Annotated in this window: 28 protein-coding genes; 18 read left to right on the forward strand and 10 right to left on the reverse strand. The window is 41.8% G+C overall.

The annotated features are described in order from the left end of the window. Window positions 1-60 precede the first annotated feature (60 nt). On the forward strand, window positions 61-354 hold the full coding sequence (locus tag VM932_RS14205; RefSeq protein WP_326279499.1) for a hypothetical protein: 294 nt from the start codon (window positions 61-63) through the stop codon (window positions 352-354). A gap of 174 nt (window positions 355-528) precedes the next feature. Here the strand turns inward: VM932_RS14205 and VM932_RS14210 are convergent, their stop codons facing one another. From VM932_RS14210 to VM932_RS14225, 4 genes are all read right to left on the reverse strand, one after another. Further along, window positions 529-2,949, reverse strand: a complete 2,421-nt coding sequence (locus VM932_RS14210) for a TonB-dependent receptor (RefSeq protein WP_326279500.1) — start codon at window positions 2,947-2,949, stop codon at window positions 529-531. Window positions 2,950-2,951: 2 nt separating this feature from the next. Further along, a complete protein-coding gene (gene recO / locus VM932_RS14215) occupies window positions 2,952-3,671 on the reverse strand; it encodes a DNA repair protein RecO (protein ID WP_326279501.1) in 720 nt (239 codons plus the stop codon). 84 nt (window positions 3,672-3,755) lie between these two features. Beyond that, complete coding sequence (gene gdhA / locus VM932_RS14220; RefSeq protein ID WP_326279502.1) at window positions 3,756-5,096, reverse strand: NADP-specific glutamate dehydrogenase; 1,341 nt, start codon at window positions 5,094-5,096, stop codon at window positions 3,756-3,758. A 129-nt stretch (window positions 5,097-5,225) separates the two neighbouring features. Beyond that, window positions 5,226-6,380, reverse strand: a complete 1,155-nt coding sequence (locus VM932_RS14225; protein WP_326279504.1) for a cystathionine gamma-synthase — start codon at window positions 6,378-6,380, stop codon at window positions 5,226-5,228. Window positions 6,381-6,454: 74 nt separating this feature from the next. On the opposite strand from VM932_RS14225, the gene VM932_RS14230 reads away from it, so the two are divergent. Further along, window positions 6,455-7,195 (forward strand): DUF3298 and DUF4163 domain-containing protein, encoded by a 741-nt coding sequence (locus VM932_RS14230; protein WP_326279506.1) that lies wholly within the window; start codon window positions 6,455-6,457, stop codon window positions 7,193-7,195. On the opposite strand, the gene VM932_RS14235 is transcribed toward VM932_RS14230, so the two are convergent. Beyond that, window positions 7,192-7,659 (reverse strand): DinB family protein, encoded by a 468-nt coding sequence (locus VM932_RS14235; RefSeq protein ID WP_326279508.1) that lies wholly within the window; start codon window positions 7,657-7,659, stop codon window positions 7,192-7,194. The two genes, VM932_RS14230 and VM932_RS14235, sit on opposite strands and share 4 nt — an antisense overlap. A 174-nt stretch (window positions 7,660-7,833) precedes the next feature. Between VM932_RS14235 and VM932_RS14240 the strand changes: the two genes are divergently transcribed. Beyond that, the gene (locus VM932_RS14240; RefSeq protein ID WP_326279510.1) at window positions 7,834-8,187 is read left to right on the forward strand and encodes an arsenate reductase family protein; all 354 of its coding nucleotides are present in this window, start codon (window positions 7,834-7,836) and stop codon (window positions 8,185-8,187) included. Beyond that, complete coding sequence (locus tag VM932_RS14245) at window positions 8,184-9,080, forward strand: DMT family transporter (protein WP_326279512.1); 897 nt, start codon at window positions 8,184-8,186, stop codon at window positions 9,078-9,080. The genes VM932_RS14240 and VM932_RS14245 overlap by 4 nt, the downstream gene beginning before the upstream one ends. 11 nt (window positions 9,081-9,091) lie before the next feature. Here VM932_RS14245 and VM932_RS14250 read toward each other — a convergent pair whose 3' ends face one another. After that, window positions 9,092-9,580 (reverse strand): acyl-CoA thioesterase, encoded by a 489-nt coding sequence (locus VM932_RS14250; RefSeq protein ID WP_326279514.1) that lies wholly within the window; start codon window positions 9,578-9,580, stop codon window positions 9,092-9,094. Window positions 9,581-9,698: 118 nt separating this feature from the next. Here VM932_RS14250 and VM932_RS14255 point away from each other — a divergent pair, with 118 nt between their 5' ends. The 8 genes from VM932_RS14255 (at window position 9,699) to VM932_RS14290 (ending at window position 15,662) form a co-directional block, all read left to right on the forward strand. Next, complete coding sequence (locus VM932_RS14255; RefSeq protein WP_326279516.1) at window positions 9,699-10,676, forward strand: NAD(P)H-dependent flavin oxidoreductase; 978 nt, start codon at window positions 9,699-9,701, stop codon at window positions 10,674-10,676. A 22-nt stretch (window positions 10,677-10,698) separates the two neighbouring features. Then, complete coding sequence (locus VM932_RS14260; protein ID WP_326279517.1) at window positions 10,699-11,658, forward strand: YheT family hydrolase; 960 nt, start codon at window positions 10,699-10,701, stop codon at window positions 11,656-11,658. A gap of 117 nt (window positions 11,659-11,775) precedes the next feature. Then, on the forward strand, window positions 11,776-12,255 hold the full coding sequence (locus VM932_RS14265; RefSeq protein ID WP_326279519.1) for a c-type cytochrome: 480 nt from the start codon (window positions 11,776-11,778) through the stop codon (window positions 12,253-12,255). An 83-nt stretch (window positions 12,256-12,338) separates the two neighbouring features. Next, entirely contained in the window at window positions 12,339-13,046 is a 708-nt protein-coding gene (locus VM932_RS14270) for a membrane or secreted protein (RefSeq protein ID WP_326279520.1), read from the forward strand. Window positions 13,047-13,080: 34 nt separating this feature from the next. Continuing rightward, on the forward strand, window positions 13,081-13,632 hold the full coding sequence (locus VM932_RS14275; protein ID WP_326279522.1) for a dihydrofolate reductase family protein: 552 nt from the start codon (window positions 13,081-13,083) through the stop codon (window positions 13,630-13,632). Between the two features lie 181 nt (window positions 13,633-13,813). Beyond that, on the forward strand, window positions 13,814-14,233 hold the full coding sequence (locus VM932_RS14280) for an META domain-containing protein (RefSeq protein WP_326279524.1): 420 nt from the start codon (window positions 13,814-13,816) through the stop codon (window positions 14,231-14,233). A gap of 92 nt (window positions 14,234-14,325) precedes the next feature. Further along, window positions 14,326-15,054 carry an META domain-containing protein gene (locus tag VM932_RS14285; protein ID WP_326279526.1) on the forward strand — a complete coding sequence of 243 codons (729 nt, stop codon included), beginning with the start codon at window positions 14,326-14,328 and terminating at the stop codon, window positions 15,052-15,054. A 2-nt stretch (window positions 15,055-15,056) separates the two neighbouring features. Continuing rightward, on the forward strand, window positions 15,057-15,662 hold the full coding sequence (locus tag VM932_RS14290; RefSeq protein WP_326279528.1) for a DinB family protein: 606 nt from the start codon (window positions 15,057-15,059) through the stop codon (window positions 15,660-15,662). Between the two features lie 110 nt (window positions 15,663-15,772). On the opposite strand, the gene VM932_RS14295 is transcribed toward VM932_RS14290, so the two are convergent. Further along, window positions 15,773-16,693: a nicotinic acid mononucleotide adenyltransferase gene (locus tag VM932_RS14295; protein ID WP_326279530.1), complete on the reverse strand. Its 921-nt coding sequence runs from the start codon at window positions 16,691-16,693 to the stop codon at window positions 15,773-15,775. A 124-nt stretch (window positions 16,694-16,817) separates the two neighbouring features. Between VM932_RS14295 and VM932_RS14300 the strand changes: the two genes are divergently transcribed. After that, window positions 16,818-17,819 carry an NAD(P)H-dependent glycerol-3-phosphate dehydrogenase gene (locus VM932_RS14300; RefSeq protein WP_326279532.1) on the forward strand — a complete coding sequence of 334 codons (1,002 nt, stop codon included), beginning with the start codon at window positions 16,818-16,820 and terminating at the stop codon, window positions 17,817-17,819. Here the strand turns inward: VM932_RS14300 and VM932_RS14305 are convergent. From VM932_RS14305 to VM932_RS14315, 3 genes are read right to left on the reverse strand one after another with little or no spacing between them, the layout of a single operon-like run. Beyond that, a complete protein-coding gene (locus tag VM932_RS14305) occupies window positions 17,816-19,483 on the reverse strand; it encodes a glycerol-3-phosphate dehydrogenase/oxidase (protein ID WP_326279534.1) in 1,668 nt (555 codons plus the stop codon). The two genes, VM932_RS14300 and VM932_RS14305, sit on opposite strands and share 4 nt — an antisense overlap. A gap of 4 nt (window positions 19,484-19,487) precedes the next feature. Continuing rightward, window positions 19,488-19,796 carry an antibiotic biosynthesis monooxygenase family protein gene (locus tag VM932_RS14310; RefSeq protein ID WP_326279536.1) on the reverse strand — a complete coding sequence of 103 codons (309 nt, stop codon included), beginning with the start codon at window positions 19,794-19,796 and terminating at the stop codon, window positions 19,488-19,490. Then, a complete protein-coding gene (locus VM932_RS14315; RefSeq protein WP_293165934.1) occupies window positions 19,797-20,153 on the reverse strand; it encodes a hypothetical protein in 357 nt (118 codons plus the stop codon). A 59-nt stretch (window positions 20,154-20,212) separates the two neighbouring features. On the opposite strand from VM932_RS14315, the gene VM932_RS14320 reads away from it, so the two are divergent. The 5 genes from VM932_RS14320 to amaB all read left to right on the forward strand — a co-directional run bounded on the left by VM932_RS14320 (window position 20,213) and on the right by amaB (window position 24,092). Next, window positions 20,213-20,743, forward strand: a complete 531-nt coding sequence (locus VM932_RS14320) for a CvpA family protein (protein WP_326279538.1) — start codon at window positions 20,213-20,215, stop codon at window positions 20,741-20,743. Between the two features lie 188 nt (window positions 20,744-20,931). After that, complete coding sequence (locus VM932_RS14325) at window positions 20,932-21,447, forward strand: CAP domain-containing protein (RefSeq protein WP_326279540.1); 516 nt, start codon at window positions 20,932-20,934, stop codon at window positions 21,445-21,447. Window positions 21,448-21,554: 107 nt separating this feature from the next. Beyond that, the gene (locus tag VM932_RS14330) at window positions 21,555-22,097 is read left to right on the forward strand and encodes a 3-hydroxyanthranilate 3,4-dioxygenase (RefSeq protein WP_326279542.1); all 543 of its coding nucleotides are present in this window, start codon (window positions 21,555-21,557) and stop codon (window positions 22,095-22,097) included. Next, a complete protein-coding gene (locus VM932_RS14335; protein ID WP_326279544.1) occupies window positions 22,097-22,468 on the forward strand; it encodes a DUF1304 domain-containing protein in 372 nt (123 codons plus the stop codon). Before VM932_RS14330 ends, VM932_RS14335 begins: the two co-directional genes overlap by 1 nt. A gap of 70 nt (window positions 22,469-22,538) precedes the next feature. Next, the gene (amaB, locus tag VM932_RS14340) at window positions 22,539-24,092 is read left to right on the forward strand and encodes an L-piperidine-6-carboxylate dehydrogenase (RefSeq protein WP_326279546.1); all 1,554 of its coding nucleotides are present in this window, start codon (window positions 22,539-22,541) and stop codon (window positions 24,090-24,092) included. Window positions 24,093-24,341: the final 249 nt, after the last annotated feature.

The raw sequence follows: 24,341 nt of genomic DNA on the forward strand, positions 1-24,341 counted from the left end.
TCAATTCTTAACATAAATTTCCTTATATTGATTCCTCATTAACACTTAACCATATATATCATGAAAAAAGTACTAATTGCCGCAATGGCATTGACCTTGTCCATGTCTGTTATGACTTCCTGTAGGGACACTAAGGACAAAACCGAGGAGGCTTCGGAAGAAGCTGCAAAAAGCTTGGAAGAGGCTGGTGAAGATTTAGAGAGGGCCGCTGAAGATGCTGCAGACGCCATGAAAGAAGCAGGCGAAGATGCCAAAGAAATGGGCGAAAAGGCTCTGGACAGCATTAAAAAAGTTGGTGAAGAAACCATGGATGCTACAAAAGAGGCTGCGAAAAAAGCTATTGATAGCATGTAGCTTTATACTGACTCAAGACGAAACCTCAACAAAAAAAGGAGGGTGTCCAAAAGCCTGTTACTCGTCAGTTCGGGCGCAGTCGATAACCTAATTAAATCTGATAATCAAGAGGTTTAGACTGCGCTCATCCTGACAAAATCGAAATTTTGTTGCTTAGAATTCACCCTCTTATCTTTAAAATACATATCCCAAGCCCAAAACCAAATTAACCCCGGGGGCAGCAATGCCCGAAGAATACATCCGATACCGTTGGTTTGTCATGTTTTCCAAGCTCACAGATGCTTTCAAAGCATTGGTTATTTGATATTGCGACCTAAAATTTAAAGTGTACCAAGATGGCGAAAAAGGGTTTCCATTAGCATCACTGGCGTACATATACGTCTTGCCCTGTTCTGAAAGTGCCAAATCATTGTTGCTTACCTCGCCATTGTAGTTGACAAACACATCTGCTTTCAGTTTTTGGTTTTCCCAAATCAAATGTACATCACCAAAGGTTGGCGCGGCGTGGCGGGATGGGCTATCGGTTCCATCATCGTCCTCCTCAACTCCTTTTGTTAAGGTTAAATTGGAGTTTAAGGAAAGGTGTTCGTTAAAATAGGCTTCCAATCCAAACTCAAAACCATACACATAGGCCTTGGCTGCATTTTGTATGGCCTGCACATTGCTTGGTTCCCCGTTGTATTCAATTTCGGTTTGCCCACCGAAGGTGAAATCCCTTCGCACCAAAGCATCCACCAAGTAAGTGTAATAAGTAGCACCTTTCAAAACCAAAACATCATTAAAATTTTTTCTGAGCCCCAGCTCACCATTGTAGGCATATTCGGGTTCCAAATCGGGATTGGGCACTACTACCGAGCCAGGTTCGGAGTCAAATATTTTACCGATATCATCAATATTGGGTGCTCTAAATCCAGTAGAACCGTTCAAGGTTACCTGTAAATCGGATCTTGGGAACCAACTTATCCCCAAACTTCCAGTAAGGGCTCCGGTTACAATATCTGCCTCATCAAAAGGAAAGGTGTAATAGGTGGTATCGAAAATAGCATCTACCCAAACTTGGCTATACCGGATTCCCGATAATAAAGTAAGGTTTGGCTTTAATTGATACTCTCCATTTATATATCCGGCCAAGGTTTGCCATGTGGAACCATCGGGATATCTTGAAGCTGTTTCCGATACTTCATCCGTTTCAATATCTTGCATGCTTCCTTTGGAATCGACCTTATTAAAGACATACTCAGCACCATAATATAGGTGCAAGTCCCCCATTTTCTTGTTTTCAAAATCCAAGTTTACGGATAGGGCATCTACTTTTTCCCTGGTTGAATAAAGTTCAGGATCTTGAAAGCCCCTGTCGTGTCGACTTTCTTCAAAAAACTGATAAGCTGTGGTCAGTTTTACTCCATCATAGAATTTGTTTTTTCCTTTTTGTGTGATTTGAAAATTTCCCATGAACCATTTTTGTGGGCCATAGTACCATTCTGCCGAACGAAGTCCATCGCCATCCTTACTGGGCCTGATTAATCTGTCATACCTTGGAAAATCCGATGTTTCGGAATAATACAATCCCAAATCGTAGTTCCAAGCGCTATTGGGTTTATAGGTGAACTTTTGTAGCAGATTGACCTGGTCGTATCCTGAACCCACTTGTTTTTTAGGTTCATCATTCGCAACCAAAACATCGGTTCCGTTCTCACGAACCACATAATTGTTTCGCAAATAGGATTCAGGCCCGTGCTTGCCCATCTTCAGATCATCAAAATTGTTGTAGGTAAAGCTTGTGTAGGATGCCCACTTTTGCTTTCCGAAATTAAAATCAATGTGGGCGGTGTTCTCATTATTGGCGGTCGAATATCGGTAGTTCACATTGGCGGAAAAAGCGAGGCTATCTGTAAAAGAAAAGCGTGGCTTTTGTGTGTAAAAATTCATTACACCTCCAATGGCATCACTACCGTAGATTACCGAACCCGGACCAAAGGTCACCTCTGTTTTTTTGATGGTGAACGGGTCAATGGATATCACATTTTGAAGGTTTCCTCCTCGGAATATGGCGTTGTTCATTCGAACTCCATCTACGGACAATAGTATTCTGTTGGTAGCAAACCCCCTGATCATGGGGCTGCCACCACCCAATTGACTTTTTTGCACAAATACTTTACCGCTATGCTGCAATAGGTCTGCGGAGGTCTGCGGAGCGGTAAACGCAATATTTCGGGCATCAAAAGTTTCAATTTTTTGGGGGATGTGTTTTTTCTGCTGCTCCCATTTGGAGACGGACATCACTACTTCTTGAAGTTCTTCTGTTTTTAGGTGGAGATAGACCCGGTTGCCTCGCCTTTCTATTTGATTTTTGGTAGTGGTATAGGTTGCATAACTAATATGTTTAAAAGTGATTTTTTCATCAGACGAAAAAATATCGAGCTCACTTTTTCCATTGAAATCTGTTACCGTAGTCTTACTCTGATCTTTGTTGAAAATCGCAATGTTGTCCACTGGCACTCCAGTATCTGCATCCAAAACGGTTACTTCTTGGGCATAAAATGTTAGGGTGAAAAATATAAGAATTAGAGGTAAGGTTGATTTTAGGTTTTGCATTGTTAGGTAAATACTGCATTTAATACGGCGAGGGATTTTGGTTCCCGAAATCCATATACATGTAAGCGGAAATACTGGACTACCGTTTTTAAGAGTTCTCGCCTGTTCGACTTAGTTAGTTGTATTCCTTGTAGTGCCTCAAAATTCGTGCCTAAAAATTTCTTAAAGTTTTCCAGATTTTCATTCTGAATCAAGGGATTAAGCGATGGCTCATTACAGAAACGGCCTTCCAAAAGATCAAAAAATGGCGAGTTTTGGTAAGAAGTGTCTGGATAGAAGCCCAAATACTTGGTAAGATTGAGCAAAAATAGGATGTGAAAATTAGGCGAGAGCTTATGCGCATCCATCCAATGGAGGGCATACTCCAAATAATTGAAAAGGCCTTCGTCCTGTTCTTGTTCCTGAATACTGTTTCCCAACATTTCAGCTAAAAAAAGCACCACGCTGTTCTTTACAACATCGGTGTGCATGGTTTGGTAAGGAAAGGCCACCCTAACATCGCGGATACTTTCCAAAGTGCCCTTGTTTTTATGGTTGGCCACAATCTCCAACTGCATCAGGGGAAGAAAATAAGCGGGTCTAATTTTAGCTTTTTTGGAAGCGAGAACTCCTTTTAGCAAATACGATTTTACCCCATCGGACTGCGTAAAGGCTCGAACAATAAGGCTGGTGTCCCCATATTTTAAGGAAGAGAGAACAATGGCCTTTGTTGTGATTTGCATGGGCTAAAAAAAAGCAGTTAACAGAAGTGTAAATGTAGCCACTACTTCTGGTAACTGCCAATCTAAAATTATTTTGGAACCGGATTAGATCACTCCTTGGGCCAGCATTGCATCTGCGACCTTGACAAAGCCGGCAATGTTGGCTCCTTTTACATAGTTACAATACCCGTCTTCTTCTCCATATTCCACACATGAATCATGAATATCGGCCATAATCCCTTTCAATCGTTTATCCACTTCTTCCCTTGTCCAACTGATACGAAGTGAGTTCTGACTCATCTCCAATCCTGAAGTGGCCACCCCACCCGCGTTTGAAGCTTTACCTGGTGCGAACAGAATTTTAGCATCGTGGAATGCGTGAATCGCTTCTGGGGTAGAAGGCATATTTGCGCCCTCTGCCACGGCAATACATCCGTTTTTGATCAAGGTAGCTGCATCGTCCCCATTCAATTCGTTTTGGGTGGCACATGGCAATGCGATATCGCAAGCAATCTTCCATGGTGTTTCTCCCTTGCGGAACTCTGCCGATGGATATTTATCGGCATACTCGGAAATTCTTCCTCGTTTGTTGTTTTTCAAATCCATCACAAAGGCCAGTTTTTCGGTATCAATACCATCCTTATCGTAGATGAATCCTCCGGAATCAGAAAGTGTTAAAACGGTACCTCCAAGTTGCAATACTTTTTCAGCTGCATATTGTGCCACGTTCCCAGAACCTGAAATCACCACTTTTTTACCTTCAAAAGTCTCGTTTCTGGTTTTGAGCATGCTATCGGCAAAGTAAACCGTACCATAACCGGTTGCTTCGGGACGAATCAAGGAGCCTCCCCAAGAAAGTCCTTTACCTGTTAACACGCCGGTAAACTCGTTTCGTATTTTCTTGTACATCCCGAACAGGAACCCGATTTCACGGGCACCTACACCTATATCACCTGCTGGAATATCGGTATTTGGACCAATGTGTCTGCACAGCTCGGTCATAAAAGCATGGCAAAAACGCATAATCTCATCGTCCGACTTACCTTTAGGGTCAAAATCGGACCCCCCTTTACCTCCACCCATGGGCAGGGTTGTCAAACTATTTTTGAAAACTTGTTCAAAAGCCAAGAACTTAAGCACACTGGCGTTTACGGTAGGGTGAAAACGAAGCCCCCCTTTGTATGGCCCAATGGCCGAGTTCATTTGAACACGATAGCCACGGTTTACATGGATTTCTCCATCATCATCTATCCATGCCACACGGAATGAAATCAATCGCTCGGGCTCCACCATCCGCAATAGAATGTTTTTACCGTGGTATATGTCGTTCTGTGCTATGTAAGGTATCACGGTCTCCGCTACCTCTTGCACGGCTTGTATGAATTCGGGCTCATGACCATTCCTGGCAATCACCTCATCCATAAACGTTTTTATTTTTGCTTCCATATATTGGGTTAAAATTTATTGTCTTTCCGCTCGCGAAAAGTGTTTTTTTAATGAATTATGAATTTGAGGGCAAAATTATATTATTTCAATAATTTGAATGTATCTATTTTATAAATTTTTCAAAAAATGTTATTTCAACGCCTGATCTAAATCTGTAATCAAATCAGTTATATCCTCAATACCTACGCTAAGCCTGATCAGGGCATCGACTACACCATTTTTTTCTCGCTCTGCCTTTGGAATACTACCGTGCGACATACTCGCTGGATGTCCCACTAAACTTTCGGCACCTCCTAACGATTCGGCCAGCGTGAATAATTGAAGGTTCTCCACAATTTTTATGGCACTCTCGTAGTTACCGCCTTTGGGCACAAAGGAAATCATACCGCCAAAGCCCCTCATTTGATTTTTGGCCACATTGTGGTTGGGATGATTCTCAAAACCAGGCCAATACACTTTATCAATTTTGGAATGATTCTCCAAATATTTGGCAATCAATTCCCCATTCTCGCAATGCCGTTGCATGCGCACGTGAAGAGTTTTAATGCCTCGAAGGGTCAAAAAACTGTCCATGGGACCACAAATACCTCCACTGGATTTCTGGATAAAATAGAGTTGCTCGGCCAATTTTTCATCCTTTACCGCCAAAGCCCCGACCACTACATCGCTATGCCCTGCCAAATATTTGGTAGCGGAATGCATTACAATATCTGCCCCGAGCTCCAAGGGTTGCTGTAGGTAGGGTGTGGCAAAGGTGTTGTCCACCGCTAACAGCAACTTATGCGATTTCACGATTTTTGAAACGGCTTTAATATCAATAATGTTCATCATGGGATTGGTAGGCGTTTCCACCCACACCAGTTTGGTATTTTTATTGATTTGCGAAGCTAGTTCCTCCATATCCGTCATATCCGAAAACCTGAACCTGACCCCAAATTTTTCAAAAACACCTTTAAAAAGCCGGTAGCTTCCTCCGTATAGGTCACTTGTGCAAATCACCTCATCACCAGGGCCCAACAGTTTCATCACGGCATCTATAGCGGCCATGCCACTGCCAAAAGCCATCCCAAAGTTGCCGTTTTCCAAGCTGGCCACCGCATTTTCCAAAGCAGTTCTAGTAGGGTTTGCCCCTCTGGAATATTCGTAACCTTTATGCCCTCCAGGAGTGGATTGCGCATAGGTAGAGGTTTGGTAAATGGGAGGCATTACGGCACCATAGGCTTTGTCGGGGTGCTGCCCACCGTGAATGGCTCTACTGTTGAACTTTAACTCTTTTTTGCTCATGCTAAAACTATCTTACTACAAATGTATCGTTATCTTTCCGAAGTATTATTTTTGATGACCCAAAACCTCGACCCATGAAAAAACATCTTGCAACAATCTTTTTTTTGTGCCTTTTGATGAGTTGCCAAACCGAGAGCAAACTTACTTTTGAGCCAACACAGTTGTTGGGCGAAAACTGCAATGGTTGTCCAAAAATAGAGATCAACATTCCCAATGCGCTGGACGACTCCCCGGTTGCCGAAACTATAAATATTGCGCTACAAGAAGAGATTATCAGTATTTTGTCCTTTAATGACGATGAAACCATAGACAGTGTGGACAAAGCCCTGCAATCGTTTACCGCGAGCTACAAGGAACTTAAGGCCAAATTCCCCGATGAGGTGCAATGGGAGGCCGAGATAGATGGCACAGTGGTTTATGAGGATGAAAACATTCTTACTTTGATGCTCAATTCCTACTCCTTTACGGGCGGTGCCCATGGCTACGCGTCCACTTCCTATCTAAATTTTGATAAAAGAAAGGGTACAGAACTCGAAAACTCGGAACTTTTTGATGATTTGGAAGGTTTTGAAGATTTTGCGGAGACTAAGTTTCGCCTTCAAGAAAAGATCCCAAAGCATAAAAATATTAATGCTACGGGCTTTATGTTCGATGGAGATTCCTTTCACTTATCCAACAGTATTGGGTATACAAAAGATGGGTTAAAATTGATCTACAACCAATACGAGGTAGCCTCATACGCCGATGGACCCATTGTTTTAACATTGCCTTACGGTGAAATCAATACCTATTTAAAAAGAAAAGTGAAGCACTAACGATTCCGTTCCAACGCCTTTTTCAAAGCCAAGATGGCCCCAAGGTGAAGCCCCTCGTGAAACACATTGAAAGCCAAAGCATCTTTCACATTGCTTAAACCAATTTTGGGGGTTGTCATATATTCCTTAAAAGTTTTGAATTTGCCGTGTTCATAGTCCAACTGGATAAGCTTTACCGTACTGAACAGATAGGCCGATATTTTCTCCATCTCCTCCTTTGTCGGCTCTCCTTCGGGAAATGTTCCTTTTCGGTATTTATCTATCAGCTCTTTCTCGATGGTAAATCCCATCCCGCTCAATCCGTAGAACAATAATTGGGGCGTAACCACTACATGGGCTATGTTCCACCAAATATTGTTGTTGAAACCTTCAGGAATTCTGAACAAATCCTCCCTTGGGGTATGCTCCAAATGGTCGTGAAGTATCTTTCTGTTCTTGAGAAGAATGTCGAATAACTTTTCCATGGGATAGCAATTGGTTGATGTAAAACTAGCCCTAAAATCTGAAAAAGTATCCTTCAAGCGTGATTAATCCATCATCAAAAAAACAAACACTGCCTTTAAAAGCTGTTGAATTTACATGTTCGTAATGTGTTTTGATAGTTTTTTGATTTCCTTTGTCGATCCAAAACCATTGTCATGAAAAAAATATACCATTTGGGCAGTTGCTCAACCTGCAAGCGTATCCTTAAGGAATTGGAACCGTTGGGCGGCGTGGAGCTCCAAGAAATAAAGTCCGAGGCCATAACCCCGGAACAATTGGAACAAATGGTGAAACTCAGCGAAAGCTATGAATCGCTCTTTAGCAGGAGGGCCATGCTTTTCCGCCAAAGAGGTTTACATAAAAAAGACCTTTCGGAAAAGGATTACAGGGATTTGATCTTAGAACATTATACCTTTTTAAAAAGACCCGTGGTTATGGCCGACAGGCAAATTTTTATTGGAAACTCCAAAAAAACGGTTCAAGCCGCCAAGGAAGCCCTGCATTCATGAGCAAAAGAACGCTGGCCATTTTGGCTGCCATCGGTGCCACTGTAATTTACGGTATCAACCACACCTTGGCCAAAGGGGTCATGCCCACGCACGTTAAACCCTTTGGGTTCATTTTTTTAAGGGTTGGGGGAGCTGCCATGCTCTTCTGGCTCATTTCTTTTTTTGGTCCCAAGGAAAAAATTGAGAAACGGGATTGGGGCCGTATGTTGGCCTGTTCCATTTTGGGCATGTCAATCAACATGCTTTCGTTTTTTAAGGGCCTACAACTTTCCACGCCGATCAACAGCGCTGTTTTGGTAACAATTACACCTATTATAGTGGTCGCTATTTCAGCTTTATTTTTGAGTGAAAGAATCACCCTGAACAAGGGATTAGGGATCTTTTTGGGTTTTGTAGGGGCGGTAGGACTCATTCTATTTGGAGCAGAAGCCCGCCAAGATGCGCCTAACATCCCTCTGGGGAACTTTTTGTTCATTATCAATGCAACTGCTTACGGCGCCTATTTGGTAGTCGTAAAAAAATTGATTGAAAAGTACCACCCCTTCACCATAATGAAATGGCTCTTTACCATCGGCGTTCTTATCAATCTGCCCATTACCCTGCCAGAGGTTTTAGAGATACAATGGTCCACCATGCCTCTCTGGGCCTATGGTTCTGTTGCCTTTGTGGTGATCGGAACCACATTCTTGACTTATTTGTTCAATATTTTTGCATTGACACAGCTCAAGGCTTCATCCGTAAGTGCTTTTGTTTATATGCAGCCCCTTGTAGGCATACTTTTCGCCCTTTTTTCGGGCAAAGACCACCTTACCTTGGTTAAAATTACCGCAATGGCCTTTGTTTTGGTCGGGGTGTATTTGGCGAGTAAAAAACCGAAGCCCATAGTACGTTAAGTTAGTTCAATCTATGATTGAACATCCTCCAAATCCTTCGGAACCTGAACATGCTTTCGGGTATCTTCCTTAGTCAGGGTTTTAAAATCTGCTGTTTTTTCCATGGACTGAAAAGCCTTGAGAAACTTATCGGGCAATCCTGTTAGTTTCCTTTCTTTCAAATCTATCCAAGCGCCCATCATCTCGCAACGTGCAAAGTTTTTGCCCTTATGGTCGTAAAAATTGTGCCGGAACTCAAAAAACATTCCGTCCTCGCTCATTCCTACAAACTCCAACGAAACTTTTACGGGCATGCCAGGAAATGCTTCTTTAAAATAGTATACGTGCTCGTAAAAGACCACGGGACCAATATTGTGGGCGGCCATACTCTTTTGGTTAAAACCAAGCTGTTGCAAATAAGCCATTCGGGTATGGCTCATAAAATTGATATAAGCGGAATTCGCCAAGTGCCGATTAGCATCCGTATCGCTCCATCTGATCTCAAATTCTTTAAAAAACATAGCGGGTTATTTTGTTATGCATGCATAATAATTGTAAAAATACCATAGTTTTGGTAACTGATTCCAATACGGAAGAAGAATTGTTCCTATTTTTAAACATAGTTTAACACGAAAAACCATGAGCCAAAAAGCTGAATTCATCAAAAACCTATCCCTTCCTGTAATTGCCGCACCCATGTTCTTGATTTCGGGATCTAAATTGGTGGTGGAATGTTGCAAAAACGGTATTGTTGGTACATTTCCTGCCCTTAACCAACGTACTAGTGAAGGTTTTGAGGAATGGCTCATCCAAATAAAATCCGAACTAAAAACATTTGAAGAGGAAACAGGTAAAAAAGCGGCTCCTTTTGGTGTCAATCTTGTGGTACACCCTACAAACCCGAGATTGGAGGCAGATGTTAAACTCTGTATAAAGCACAAAGTGCCATTGGTAATCACTTCCTTAGGTGCTGTGAGCCAAGTGGTGGATGCCATTCACAGTTATGGTGGCTTGGTTTTTCATGATATCATTAAAAAACGTCACGCAGAAAAAGCTGCCGAAGCAGGCGTGGACGGACTTGTTTTGGTGTCTGCCGGAGCAGGCGGGCATGGTGGCACCATAAACCCGATGAGCCTAATTGCCGAGGTGAAAAAATTCTTTGATAAGACCATCATTCTATCTGGATGCATCAGTACCGGACGTGATGTTGCCGCTGCGCTTCAAATGGGAGCCGACCTTGCCTATATGGGCACTCGATTTATCAATACAGAAGAAAGTAAGGCCACAGATGAATATCAAAAAATGATCATTGATGCAGGTGCCGGTGATGTAGTCTATACCGCGGCCATTTCGGGGGTACACGCCAATTTCCTGGCAGAAAGTTTAAAAGCAGCCGGAATAACCGAAGAATACTTAAAAAAAGATACGAAGATTGATTTTGGCAAAGAACTGGATACCGAAGCCAAAGCATGGAAAACGATTTGGTCTGCCGGACAAGGGGTAACGACCATAGACAATGTATTGCCCGTATCAAAACTCGTTGCAAACTTGAAAGACGAATTTAAAACGGCGGTTGAAGAACAAGCAAACCTTTTAAAAACCTTCCCAAAGGAGTAATTTTTAAACCAAAATTGTACCGATGCCCCAAGTCACTTCCGATTACACTCCGCCTTTTCTGTTTAAAAATGGTCATTTTGCCACCATTTACTCAGGCATTATCCGTTCGGTAAACGGCGTGGTCCAAAAAAGGGAAAGGCTCACCCTTTCCGATGGGGACTTTTTGGATTTGGACTGGAGTGATTCTCAAATACCGACCCAAAAATTGGTGGTCCTTCTCCATGGGTTGGAAGGAGATGCGCAACGACCCTATATTACCGGAAGCGCCAAAATACTCAACCAAAATGGGTACGACACTTGCGCCGTAAATTACCGCGGTTGCAGTGGCGAGCCCAACAAAATGTACCGTTCCTATCATTCTGGGGCGACTGAAGATTTAATCGAGGTGCTCGACCATATCCTAAATACAAGTGATTACTCCGAAATTTACTTGAAGGGGTTTAGTTTGGGAGGAAACCTATTGCTAAAATATTTGGGGGAAGAAAACAATGTTCCAAAGGAACTGAAAGGTGCGGTTGCAGTTTCCGTACCCTGTAATCTTCACGACTCTTGCCAGCAATTGCTCAGTCGAAAAAATATTCTCTACGCCATCCGCTTCAAAGGAAATTTATTGGGCAAGCTCAGGCAAAAACAACAAATGTTTCCCGAAAACATAAGCGAAGCCGACATCAAAAAAATTAAGACTTTAAAAGATTTTGATGACATCTACACCAGTAAGGCGCATCATTTTAAAGATGCCTTGGATTATTACCACAAATGCAGTTCCCTTCAATTTTTGCCGAATATAAACGTCCCGAGTTTGATCATCAATGCAAAAAACGACTCTTTCTTGGGACCGGAATGCTATCCGATCGAAGAAACCAAAAACAACGATTCACTTTATTTGGAAACCCCAACTTATGGTGGACATGTTGGTTTTTGGGGCAAAAAAAACATCACTTACACCGAAAAAAAAGCTTTGGATTTCTTTAATTCTCTCTAACTACAACGTTTTCTGATCTTATATTGTGATGATCAACACAGAAATGCCCATAATATTATTGGCTAATTACCTATCTTAGTGCCTACGTTTACACAAACAAAATTCAATAGAATCAGAATGAAAAAAATTGTAATGTTCTTGGCCTTGGGTGCCTTGATAGTGAGCTGCGGCGGAAAAAAAGAAGAAAAAAAAGATGGTTTTGAGGTGAGCCGTACCAAAACTGAAGAAAAAAAAGCTGAAGAAAAAGAAGGTGTTCCCGTTGATTTGGACAACAAAGGAATTGGACCCATAACCAATTTGGAATTCCCCGACGAAATCAATGATGAAATGGCTGCGCGCGGAAAAGCTAAATTCGATGCCATTTGTGTGGCTTGCCATATGATTGATAAACGCATGATCGGGCCTGCCCTAAAAGGAGTTTACGACAGAAGAAGCCCTGAATGGGTAATGAACATGATTCTAAACCCTGATGGGATGCTGAAAGAAGACCCCATTGCAAAAGCTTTGTTGAAAGAATACAACAATGCGATAATGCTTAATCAAAACCTAACTGAGGACGAGGCGAGAGATATTGCCGAGTACTTAAGAACGCTCTAACGAACCGACCTAATTATATAGAAAAGCTGCTGTTTTGCGATAAAACAGCAGCTTTTTTTTATCTTAATAAAAACTTTTAGGCCATGAAAAAATCAATATTGCTTGCTGTTTCTTTATTAATCGCCCCTCTTGCACATGCACAGGACTTGCATGGTGCATGGACCGCAACAGAATCTGACAATACGGGAGACCAGACGGAACATACACTTATTTTTGCGGGTACTTTTTTTTCGGAGGCCATTTTTGGAAAAACCCACGGAAAATTTATAGGCACCAAAGGGGGCAGTTACACATTGAATGACGACACCCTTGACCTTACCTACGAATTTGCCAACCAGAGCCCCAACTTGGTCGGGGAAACCAGATCCGTTTCATACACCTTAAAAAACAACATCCTAGAAATGGGCGGGTCGACATGGACCCGAATTGACGACGGAACCCCGGGCGATTTATTCGGGGCATGGCTGATATCGGGCAGAAAACGTGACGGTGAAATTATAAAGCGCGATACCTCGGGGCCACGAAAAACTATGAAGATATTGTCCGGCACCCGTTTTCAATGGATTGCCTTTAATACGGAAACCAAACAATTTATGGGAACAGGTGGTGGTACCTATACCACTATTGATGGCAAATACACCGAAAATATCGGTTTTTTTTCCAGGGATGATTCCAGGGTAGGTGCAAGCTTAGAGTTCAACTACGAACTGAAGGACGGCGATTGGCACCATTCTGGACTAAGCAGTAAAGGGCAACCCATTTATGAGGTTTGGAGCCATAGAAGGCTATAAGTTATACGTTTGACAATCATTTTGAGAAAATACCATGAGAAAGATTGTTGCGGCATTAAATATGACAATTGACGGGATTTGCGACCATACTGCTGGAATACCCGATGAGGAAATACACCAACATTATACGGAATTATTAGGTCAGGGAGACGCAATTTTATATGGCAGAACTACGTATCAACTTATGGAGTTTTGGCGAACATTTTTAGAAAATCCCTCCGAAGAAAAATCAATGAACGACTTTGCTATGGCTATAGACAACATTCCTAAAATAGTTTTTTCCCGCACGATTAAAAATGTAGCATGGGAAAGTGCAACAATAGCAAAACGAGACTTAAAAAATGAAGTTATAGAACTCAAGCATCAACCGGGTAAAGATATTTTTGTCGGTAGTCGCAGTTTAATCATACAACTGATAAAACTCGAATTGATCGATGAGCTCCAACTTTGCATTCATCCAATGGTTGAAGGAAAGGGCTTGCCGTTGTTTGAAAACTTAAACGACAGGACTATTTTTAAGCTTGTCAAGAATAAAACCTTTAAGAGTGGGGCTATAATTCTATATTATCAACCAAAAAACGAATGACAAAGAAAACAAAGACGGTTATACGTAATTGTTTCTGCCCGTTTACTCCGAAAATTCCTGTGACCGCTCGGCCAATACTGCAAATGGAACAATGCTCCGAGCCGTTTTACCCAACAGAATAGATGCTTACAAGCAATATTTTTAGTATTTTACCGACACATTAACCACTCATTTCTGTAAAATGAAATTATCCGTCACCCTCTTTTTTACGGCTGTTCTACTGGCTGAATCCTGCGGTGGACCAAAGTCCAATGAAGAAGCATTGCACGGTCCCACTTGGGAGCTCGAATATATTTCTGGGCCACGGATTGCTTTTGATGGTCTTTTCCCGGAAAAAAAACCACAAATAACCTTTAACAAAAAATCCGGTAAAGTATCCGGCACGGATAGTTGCAACGGGTACTCTGCAGATTATATGCTGGAGGGCAGCTCCATCACTTTTGGTGAACCAGGGCCAACCACCATGATGTTCTGTGGAGGTAGCGAACGCCAATTCTTGGAAATGATGAAAAAAATAGATGGTTATTCCTTCGAGGGCAACAAACTCAATCTATTGGTGGACGAAATTCCCATGATGCGCTTCAAAGAAGTTAACCCATGATAAAAATACTCATCCCGATCTGCGCTTTGTTTTTGTTTTCCAACTGTATCGAAAATAAAAAACAAGAAATTTCCGAACCTAAATCATTAGAAATGGGAACAAAGGACACGGTTCAAGTGAAGGAACAAATCAGGCAAATGGAACCCATTACCATAAAAATTGATGGAAGCTATTTTAAGGCCACTGGAACCGAACCTTTTTGGGGACTCAAAATTTATGATGACAAAATTGAGCTTCAGACCATGGAGGACACTATTGTAACGCCCCCGTCAAAAGCGATTAAGGCACAAGATGCCAATATTAAAATGTTCCGTATTAAAACTGAGGCAAACCAATTGGACATTATTATTTCGAACAAGGGATGTGCCAATGCCATGTCGGGAGAGGTTTTTCCCTATACCGTAACCGTTTCTTATAAAAATACAGACGGAGACGAAACGCATGTTCTGGAGGGCTGTGGGTCGTACATTACGGACTATAGGCTTCACGATATTTGGGTGTTGGAAGAAATGCAAGGAGCACCCGTATCCAAAGAGGATTTTAACGGGAACGATGTTCCCAATATGGAGATCAATATCAACAACAATAAATTTTCAGGCTTTTCTGGCTGTAATAGGATGAACGGCAGTGTTTTTTATGAAAAAGATGTGTTACGCTTTACCCAGGTAGCCTCTACCCGAATGGCCTGCTCCAATATGGAAATGGAAACCGAATTTTTAAAGGCATTACAGCGCAGTACCAAACACAAAGTGGAAAACAACAGATTGTACCTATCCAATGGTTCCAAAGAAAACCTTCTTGTTTTTAAAAAAATAGACTGATCATGAAAAATGATTTCCCCTATCAATTTGCGACCATTCTCTTTATCTTGATGGCCTATTCAAACCTTCAAGCACAAGTAATGGAGCTACCTTACAAAGAAATCCCTGCCTACCCCCCAGATTATACTTCGGGCAATGTGATATCCCGAATGATCGACGGGTTGGGATACCGGTATTATTGGGCCACGGAAGGCTTAACACAAAAAAATCTTGACTATAAACCCTCGGAAGATGGGCGTACCGTTATGGAAACCTTGGAACATATCCATACAATGTCCAACAATATTTTATTGGCACCTGACGCAAAACCGTATGAGCGCCCCAAGAATCCTCCAAAATACTCCTACAAAGAGCTTCGCGCTCTCACCCTGCAAAACTTAAATGCCGCAAGCAACAAGGTGTTGGGCAAAAGCCCTGAAGAGATGGAGCATTTTAAAGTAATTTTTAAGCAAGGGGAGAGGACATCGGAATTTCCGTATTGGAACATGATCAATGGAATGATTGCAGATTGCATTCAACACACTGGGCAAATAGTTTTGATGCGACGGGCAAGTGGCAACCCGCAGAACCCAAACGTAAATGTGTTTTTGGGGAAAACCAGGGAATAACAAAGCCACGCATAAAAAAGAACCGCCCCAAGTTTAAATACTGGGGGCGGTTCTTAACTAAATAACCAACCAAAAAACTTGTTTGTAAAGTCGAACAATATTGTTTTTCCTTACATATTTCGTTGACGGGTAACGTTCATTATCGGATTTTTGGTTTTTGAACGTTTTTTGCCCGTTACATCACTCGATTTCAAATATTGAATGTATCCTCTTCCTGTGAATTCATAAACCGTTCCGCTGGATACATGGTACAACTCTATGGTGCTATCGTTAATAACGTACAACTCAAAATAATCATTGCCCAAGAAGTCATAATCGAGTGTTAAAGTTTTCAAAGTGGCATCATTTGCCACATCATACACTTCATAATGACCTTCGTAATCCCATTGTATATTGGTAAGTGGAATTCCTTGTGCATCTAGGGATGATCTGAAAATCCTTCCTCCATCAGCAAAAAATTGTAGGTAGTTTTCCCCATCAAACTCGTTTAAGGCACCGACCTCGCTGGTATATGTTTTTTCCCAAACTTGGTATTCCTGTAAAAAGTAATGGATGTTGTCATAGAACACCATATCGTAATCAAAGTTGTTTCTTTGGTAACCTTCCAAAATGTAGGACGTATCCGAACTTGGGTCGTAAAACTCCAATGTGTTGTTGTCCAAGGCGAATACCTCCATCAACCAAAGACCGTCCACATCGTGGTCTATTTCCACTTGACCGCTGTATGTGGCGTAAGTACCCACATCAATACCCAATCCGTTGCCCGTTTTTCCTATTCCTGAAAGGTTGTTGTTGGCATAAACGATACCTCTATCGAAAGAAATGGTAAAAGCGCGCTGCAAAAAGGGTACTTCGCCATTTCCACGGGTTTTGTTGATATCCACATACCAAAGGTCGTGCGATTCCAAAACCAATGCGGTATTGATCGGTGGTTCTGTAATCAAGTCATCTTCCACAATAACCTCGGTGTAGCAAGAACTGGCCAAAAGACCTAAGAATAAAATTCCGAAGAGTAGTTTTCTATTTTTCATAATCGAGGTTTTAAAATTCCCTTTACGTAAACCAAGCACTGTGCCAAGTTTTTTAACTATTTGATAATCAAGTAAAAACAAGCTGATTATTTTATTCTTTAGCTTTACACCATAATTTAGATGCATGAAAGATAAACTTACGTTTGGAGTATTTGGAGGTGGAAGCTGGGGAACTGCTATCGTAAAAATGTTGACCGAAAATTTGGAGCAGGTAAACTGGTATATGCGAAGCGATTCTGCAATACGGCATATTAAAAAAGAGTGGCACAATCCCAATTATCTGAGTTCGGTTGAGTTTGATGTGGACCAACTTGTTATGAGCCATGATATTAACGAGATTATTGAAGCATCTGATGTGCTCATTTTTGCTATCCCATCTGCTTTTTTGGACGGGGAGCTTCAAAATTTGACGGTTTCCTTAAAAGATAAAATCATTTTTTCGGCCATTAAGGGCATTGTTCCGGAAAGTGGACGGATCGTGGGAGAACATTTTAATGAAAAACATGATATTCCCTTTGAGAATATTGGGGTAATCACGGGGCCATGCCATGCCGAGGAGGTCGCCTTGGAGCGGCTATCTTACCTTACCATTGCCTGTGCTGATGCCGACAAGGCCAAAATGGTGGCCAAACACTTGAAAAGTGATTATATCCGTACCAAAATATCCGACGACATCATCGGTACGGAATATGCTGCCATGCTGAAGAACATTTATGCCATTGCTGCTGGTATTGCGCACGGACTCGGCTACGGGGATAATTTCCAAAGTGTTTTGATGAGCAACGCTATTAGAGAGATGAAGCGGTTTATTGACCGCGTGTACAAAATGAAGCGTAATATCAATGCCTCTGCTTATTTGGGTGACTTATTGGTGACGGGTTACTCTGTTTTTAGTAGAAACCGCATGTTTGGGAACATGATAGGCAAGGGCTATACCGTAAAGAGTGCCATGATGGAAATGAATATGGTGGCCGAAGGTTATTACGCCACTAAAAGTGCCCATGACCTAATGGACAAACTGCTAAAGAAGTCCAAAACGCCCATCATCAACGCTGTGTACCAAGTGCTTTATAAAAACAAGAACCCAAAAAAAGTTTTTGAGAAATTGACGGAGAAGTTGGATTAATCCCGCTCCAACGAAAAATCGGAATGCTCTTTCAGTTGTGCCTCCAGTTCCTTGGAAAAGACTTCCATTTCTGCTGCTGAGTAATTGTACGCTTTCTGGAACTCTTCAAAAACAGGTTCTTTGTATTTCCTTACACTTTCTATATCAAAATAAAGCCTGCCCGTTCTTCTTATAAAAAAGTCCAATGGACTCAAGGCCATTTCACAAGCTATGGCAAACTGGGCCTCGGCCCTGATCATCCTTTCCTTGGGTTTATCTCCTTTAATGCGGGCATAGCGTTCTAAAATGGATTCGGTTTGTTTACCATAAGTGGTCACCAAATACCAAGCATCATACTGATCAAATTTATCAGCTTGTAAGCCTTCAAATACCTTGCTGATGTACTTTTTTACGTGCTTATACTTTTTAAAACCGTTTCCACAAAGTGGAATCTTATCCGTAGTACAATGCTCCAGTTCTATATCATATTCTTCCCCCATTTTTTTGGCGATACGGTTTACCGCACGCTCGGCCATTTTTCGGTATCCGGTGAGTTTACCCCCGGCAATACTCACCAAACCGGTATCGGAAGTAAAAATTTCATCTTTTCGTGATAGCTCGGAGGCCGATTTTCCTTCTTCGTGAATCAGAGGGCGTAATCCTGCCCATGAGGAAATGATATCGTCCAACTCCAATGCAATATCGGGGAACATATTGTTCACCGCGGAAACCAAGTATATGGCATCGGCAATATCAGTGGTCACATGGTCCTTGTCCAAATTATAGTTGGTGTCGGTGGTACCAATGTAGGTGACCTTACCGCGTGGAATGGCGAACATCATCCGTCCATCAGGGATATCAAAATAAACGGATTGCTTCACGGGGAGTTTTTCCTTTGGAAACACCAAGTGAACCCCTTTGGTCAAATGCAATCGCTTCCCCTTTTTTGACCGGTTCACGCTACGGAGTTCATCCACCCAAGGCCCAGCGGCATTGATTACATATTTTGATGATACACTATATTCATCCCCATGGGCTTCATCGGTGAATTTTACGCCTGCTACTTGCCCATCCTCGTAAATAAAATCGGTTACCTTGGCATAATTGAATAGCTGTGCGCCAAATTGAAGGCTGGTTTTTAGGTTTTCCAAGGTAAGCCTAGCGTCATCGGTACGGTACTCGGCATAATATCCTGCTCCGTTCAAAATCTTCTTGGGCAAAAGGGGCTCTAACTTCATGGCTTCCTTTTTCTCCAGCATTTGCCGTTTATCATCACCGGAAACCTGGGCTAAAATATCGTACACCTTCAAGCCGATGGACGTCAACCATTTTCCGTAGGAACCGCCCTCGATAAGTGGTAGCAACATCTTTTCGGGAAGTACCAAATGTGGTGCCAATTTATGTACGATGGCCCTTTCGGAACCTACTTCTTTCACCAACCAAAAATCGAACTGCTTTAAATAACGTAGCCCACCGTGAATAAGTTTTGTGGATTTACTGCTGGTGCCCGAGGCAAAATCCCCTTTTTCGAGCAAAAGCACTTTCATGCCGCGAGAAGATGCGTCCAAAGCAATGCCAGCTCCCGTGATTCCCCCTCCAATTACCACAAGGTCGTAAGTATCCTTGGTAATCTTTTGCAGGTTGTTCTTTCTATCTACGTTTGAAAAAGCAATGTTCTCGCTCATGAGTCTATTTGTTGAATTTGTATTCGCGTTCCACCCTGCAAATCCTGACTTTATACCAAGAATACCATGTTTTTATCCCATTCTTCTGCGCCTGCTTATGGTCCATATTGGCTTTCCAGTCGGCAATGGCCTCCAAACTTGCCCAATAGCTCACCGTAATGCCCAATCCGTCCCTGGCACTTTCAATATCCAAAAACCCCGGTTGTTTTCGAGCCAGGGTTTCCATTTCTTCCGCCATTTTCGCGTAACCTTGGTCCCCCTCAGTTCTAAGACTGGTGAAGATTACGGCATAGTACGGTTTTTTAAGGTCCATTTATGTGATGTATTCTTTTTCCAAGAAATAATTGACTACGGCTTCTTTCATTAAAACAGCCTGTTCCCCGGCCTTGAGCGGTGGTAATTGCTCTTTGATTTTATAATGCGGCCATCCGTCATCATCGAAAAAATCAAAATCGTAATAGCCATAGGGTTCCAATAATCTACAAATGGCTATATGCATTAGGTTGACTTTTTCGTCCTTTTTAAATTTGCGATGAAAATTGCCCAGTTCCTGTACGCCCACCAAATAGACAATTCCATCCAACTCCAAGGGGTCGCCATCAGAAAATTGCGCGGACAATTTTTCCACCAAAAATTCCCACCGTTCTCTTAATTGTTCGTCTCTAGACATGTTTTTGCAATGAATACCAAAGGTACAAATCAATATTCTATATTTGTTAAAACCCGTGTATGAGCTTTTTGGATATTATCATCGGAATTCTTTTGGTCTGGGGCCTATACAAAGGCTTAAAAAATGGCCTTTTTGTAGAATTGGCCTCCTTGATTGCCCTGATTGCGGGAATTTACGGCGCCATCCATTTTTCGCACATAACGGGCAACTACCTTGCCAATCGGTTTGATTGGAGCGACCAATACCTTAAAATTACTGCATTTCTGATTACTTTTTTTGCCATCATCATTGTAGTAAACTTGGCCGGGAAGTTCCTGACCAAGATTGCCGATTTTGCCATGCTGGGCCTTTTGAACAAGATTGCCGGTGGTATTTTTGGTGCCCTTAAAGTTGCTGTAATCCTTGGGGCATTTCTTGTTTTCTTCGAAAAGCTTTCCTCCCCCCTCGGATTAATTAATGAGGAAACCAAAGAAGAGTCCGTTTTCTACGAGCCCATCAAAGAAATAGGTGCCTTGGTTTTTTCCTATGTTTTTGATGATGAAGAAAACAATCCTTCAAACCAAATCGAGGTAAAGGAAGAGGTTATATAAACGGTACACTTTTACCGATAACAGGATTCTGGTTTCATCAAAAAATACACTATTGAATACAGCTTCCTGTATTTCAACGTAATAATCTATCCTAACATGGAAATTTCATGGAAAAGGGAAATGTCTCCTTTAGTTTAGCAACGAGAACACTTGGGAATTTAGAACACTCCCTGAAAATACCCCGAAAAATGAAAAAATTTTCTAGTGTAACGCTGCTAGTATTGGTCTTTTTATGGCTGCTTGGCAGTTGCAGCGACTCTTCATCAGAAGAGTTTGAGCAAATGTACTCTGAAACCAATCTTGAAAACCAAAAGGTTACTGTTGATCCCAACAAGATGGAAAAAGAACTATTGGGCCTAATCAACGAACATCGAACATCGATAGGATTGAGTTCTTTGGCAGATAGTGCCCCAGCTTACAAATATGCGGAGGAACACACCAATTATATGATTTCCAAAAACAGCCTAAGTCATGATAATTTTGAGACACGGGCCTCTAAGATTGCTGATGAAACCAATGCGTTAAAAGTATCTGAAAATGTAGCGAGATTTTATACCACTGCCGAAAGAACATTAAAGGCATGGGTAGAAAGCGACTCGCACAGAAAAGCTATGGAAGGAGATTTTAGCCATACAACCTTAAGTGTTCAATTGGATAAAGATGGCAGACCCTATTTTACGCAGATATTCATCAAGGTAGAGTAACAAAACAAGAACATAACTTTTAAAAAGACCCGTCAAGTTGCGGGTCTTTTTTGCTAATCGCTATGTTGCCAGCAAGGTTTTTTTTACCTTTCGTAAAATCTTTGGACATGGCAATACAGGAACCTTTCAACCTTAACAAATGGATTGAGGAAAACCGAGAAACCCTAAAACCCCCGGTCGGGAATAAAAACCTTTATAAATCGTCTGGCGATTATATTGTGATGATTGTTGCAGGACCAAACGCCAGAAAAGATTATCACTACAACGAAACCGAAGAACTTTTTTATCAGCTTGAGGGCAATATAGAAGTGCACATTCAGGAAGATGGCCAGAAAAAAACCATGAAACTGGGACCAGGCGATATGTACCTTCACCCCGCCAAAGTACCCCATTCACCTGCCCGCCAAGAAAATTCCATTGGCTTGGTCGTGGAACGTAAACGTGCAGATCTTGATACTGAAGATGGCTTACTATGGTTTTGTGACAACTGTAATCACAAATTGTACGAGGTCTATTTTAAACTGAATGATATTGAAAAGGATTTCTTAGGACATTTTAAACATTTTTACGGTTCGGAAGAATTGCGTACCTGTAATAATTGCGGAACCGTTATGCCCGTTGATGAACGTTTTGTAGCCAAAGAAGATTGATGCTCCTTCCCGCAAAGATAATTATTGGAATTGTGGCTTTGCTCCACATCTATTTTCTGTGGTTGGAAATGTTTGCTTGGACGACAAAAGCAAAAAAGGTATTCCGTACTTTTCCCGAAGAACTGTTTGAACCCACAAAAACATTGGCTGCCAACCAAGGGCTTTACAATGGCTTTTTGGCAGCTGGGCTTATTTGGTCTTTGATCATTCAAGATGCGGTATGGCAAGTTTACGTAGCTATGTTCTTTTTGGGATGTGTGGCAGTTGCCGGTATTTATGGAGCTGCAACAGCATCAAAAAAAATATTTATGGTACAAGCATTTCCGGCCATGGTGGGAATTCTTCTTCTTTTGATTCATCAATTCCTCTAAACCGTTCATTGGCTTCTATATTATTTGTAATATTGTAATAATATAACAATACATCTATTAAAAGTTATAAATGTCAAAAACAGCAACTGATTTTGGAATTGAAGAAGCCTTAAGGGAACTTGGCTTAAACGAAATAAATAATGGTACTTCCACAGGAAAAGATTGGTTTTCCAATGGAGAAATCATCGAATCCTATTCACCAGTAGATGGTGCGCTTATTGGAAAAGTGAAAACCACTGCCAAAGAGGATTACGAAAAAGTAATCACTACAGCCCAAAAGGGGTTTAAAACTTGGAGAACCATGCCAGCCCCTCAACGCGGTGAAGTGGTTCGCAAATTTAACGATGAGCTTCGCCGTTTAAAAGAACCTTTGGGCAAATTGGTGTCCTACGAAATGGGGAAGAGCTACCAAGAAGGATTGGGCGAAGTGCAGGAAATGATAGACATCTGTGATTTTGCCGTGGGCCTGTCCCGTCAATTGCACGGACTTACCATGCACAGCGAACGTCCCGGACACCGCATGTACGAGCAATACCATCCACTTGGTGTTGTGGGGATTATTTCTGCCTTCAATTTCCCAGTGGCCGTTTGGTCTTGGAATACGGCTTTAGCTTGGGTTTGTGGTGATGCCTGTATTTGGAAAGGCTCAGAAAAAACTCCGATGACCTCCGTAGCTTGCCAAAACATTGCAGCACGTGTGTTTACCGAAAACGGAGTGCCAGAAGGTATTTCCTGTTTGATTACCGGCGATTATACGGTAGGTGAATTTATGACCAAGGATGATCGTGTTCCCTTAATTTCGGCTACTGGATCCATTAGAATGGGTAAAATAGTTGCCCAAGCCGTTGCTGCAAGATTAGGAAAATCCCTGTTGGAATTAGGTGGCAACAACGCCATTATTGTAACCCCCGACGCCAACATAAAAAACACCGTAATAGGTGCTGTATTCGGTGCAGTGGGTACATGCGGACAACGTTGCACCTCTACACGTAGATTGATTGTCCATGAAGATGTGTACGATAAGGTAAAAAATGCCATTGTAGATGCCTACAAGCAAATCCGCATCGGAAATCCCTTGGATGAAAACAACCACGTTGGACCGCTAATAGACAAGGATGCTGTGAAAAATTATTTGAATGCCCTTGAAAAAGTTAAGGCAGAGGGCGGAAACATTTTGGTAGAAGGTGGCGTGCTCGAAGGTGAAGGCTACGAAAGCGGTTGCTACGTGAAACCAGCTATTGCCGAAGCCGAAAACCACTTCGACATTGTACAGCACGAAACCTTTGGTCCCGTTTTATATATTTTGAAATATAAAGGTGACCTTCAAAATGCCTTGGACATACAAAATGGTGTAAGGCAAGGACTATCCTCTGCAATTATGACCAACAATCTTCGGGAAGCGGAACGTTTCCTTTCCGTAGAAGGATCGGATTGTGGCATTGCCAATGTTAATATCGGTACTTCCGGAGCTGAGATCGGTGGAGCCTTTGGTGGCGAAAAAGAAACCGGTGGTGGCAGGGAAAGTGGTTCGGATGCTTGGAAGATCTATATGAGAAGACAGACCAACACCATTAATTATACCACCGAATTACCGCTGGCACAAGGCATTAAGTTTGACCTATAAAAATAAAAAGCCGCCCATTTAGTATCTAACCTAAATGGGCAGTCTTTAAAACCAACTTAACTAACTCAAACTTAACTTTAAAACCCTATTTCAATGCCGGATCTTCGTCGGGAGAAACAGGGTTCTTCACTTAATATTGATTTTCAAATTTCTAAATATTTTATCAAGAAATTAAAAGTTATCTTATAAGTGGTCATAAAAAATGTATAATCGGTAATTTTAGTTTTGTTTTTGGCCTTAGATTTTTCC

It is taken from the genome of Flagellimonas halotolerans (genome assembly GCF_035818535.1).
In the GTDB taxonomy this organism is placed as follows: Bacteria; Bacteroidota; Bacteroidia; order Flavobacteriales; family Flavobacteriaceae; genus Flagellimonas; species Flagellimonas halotolerans.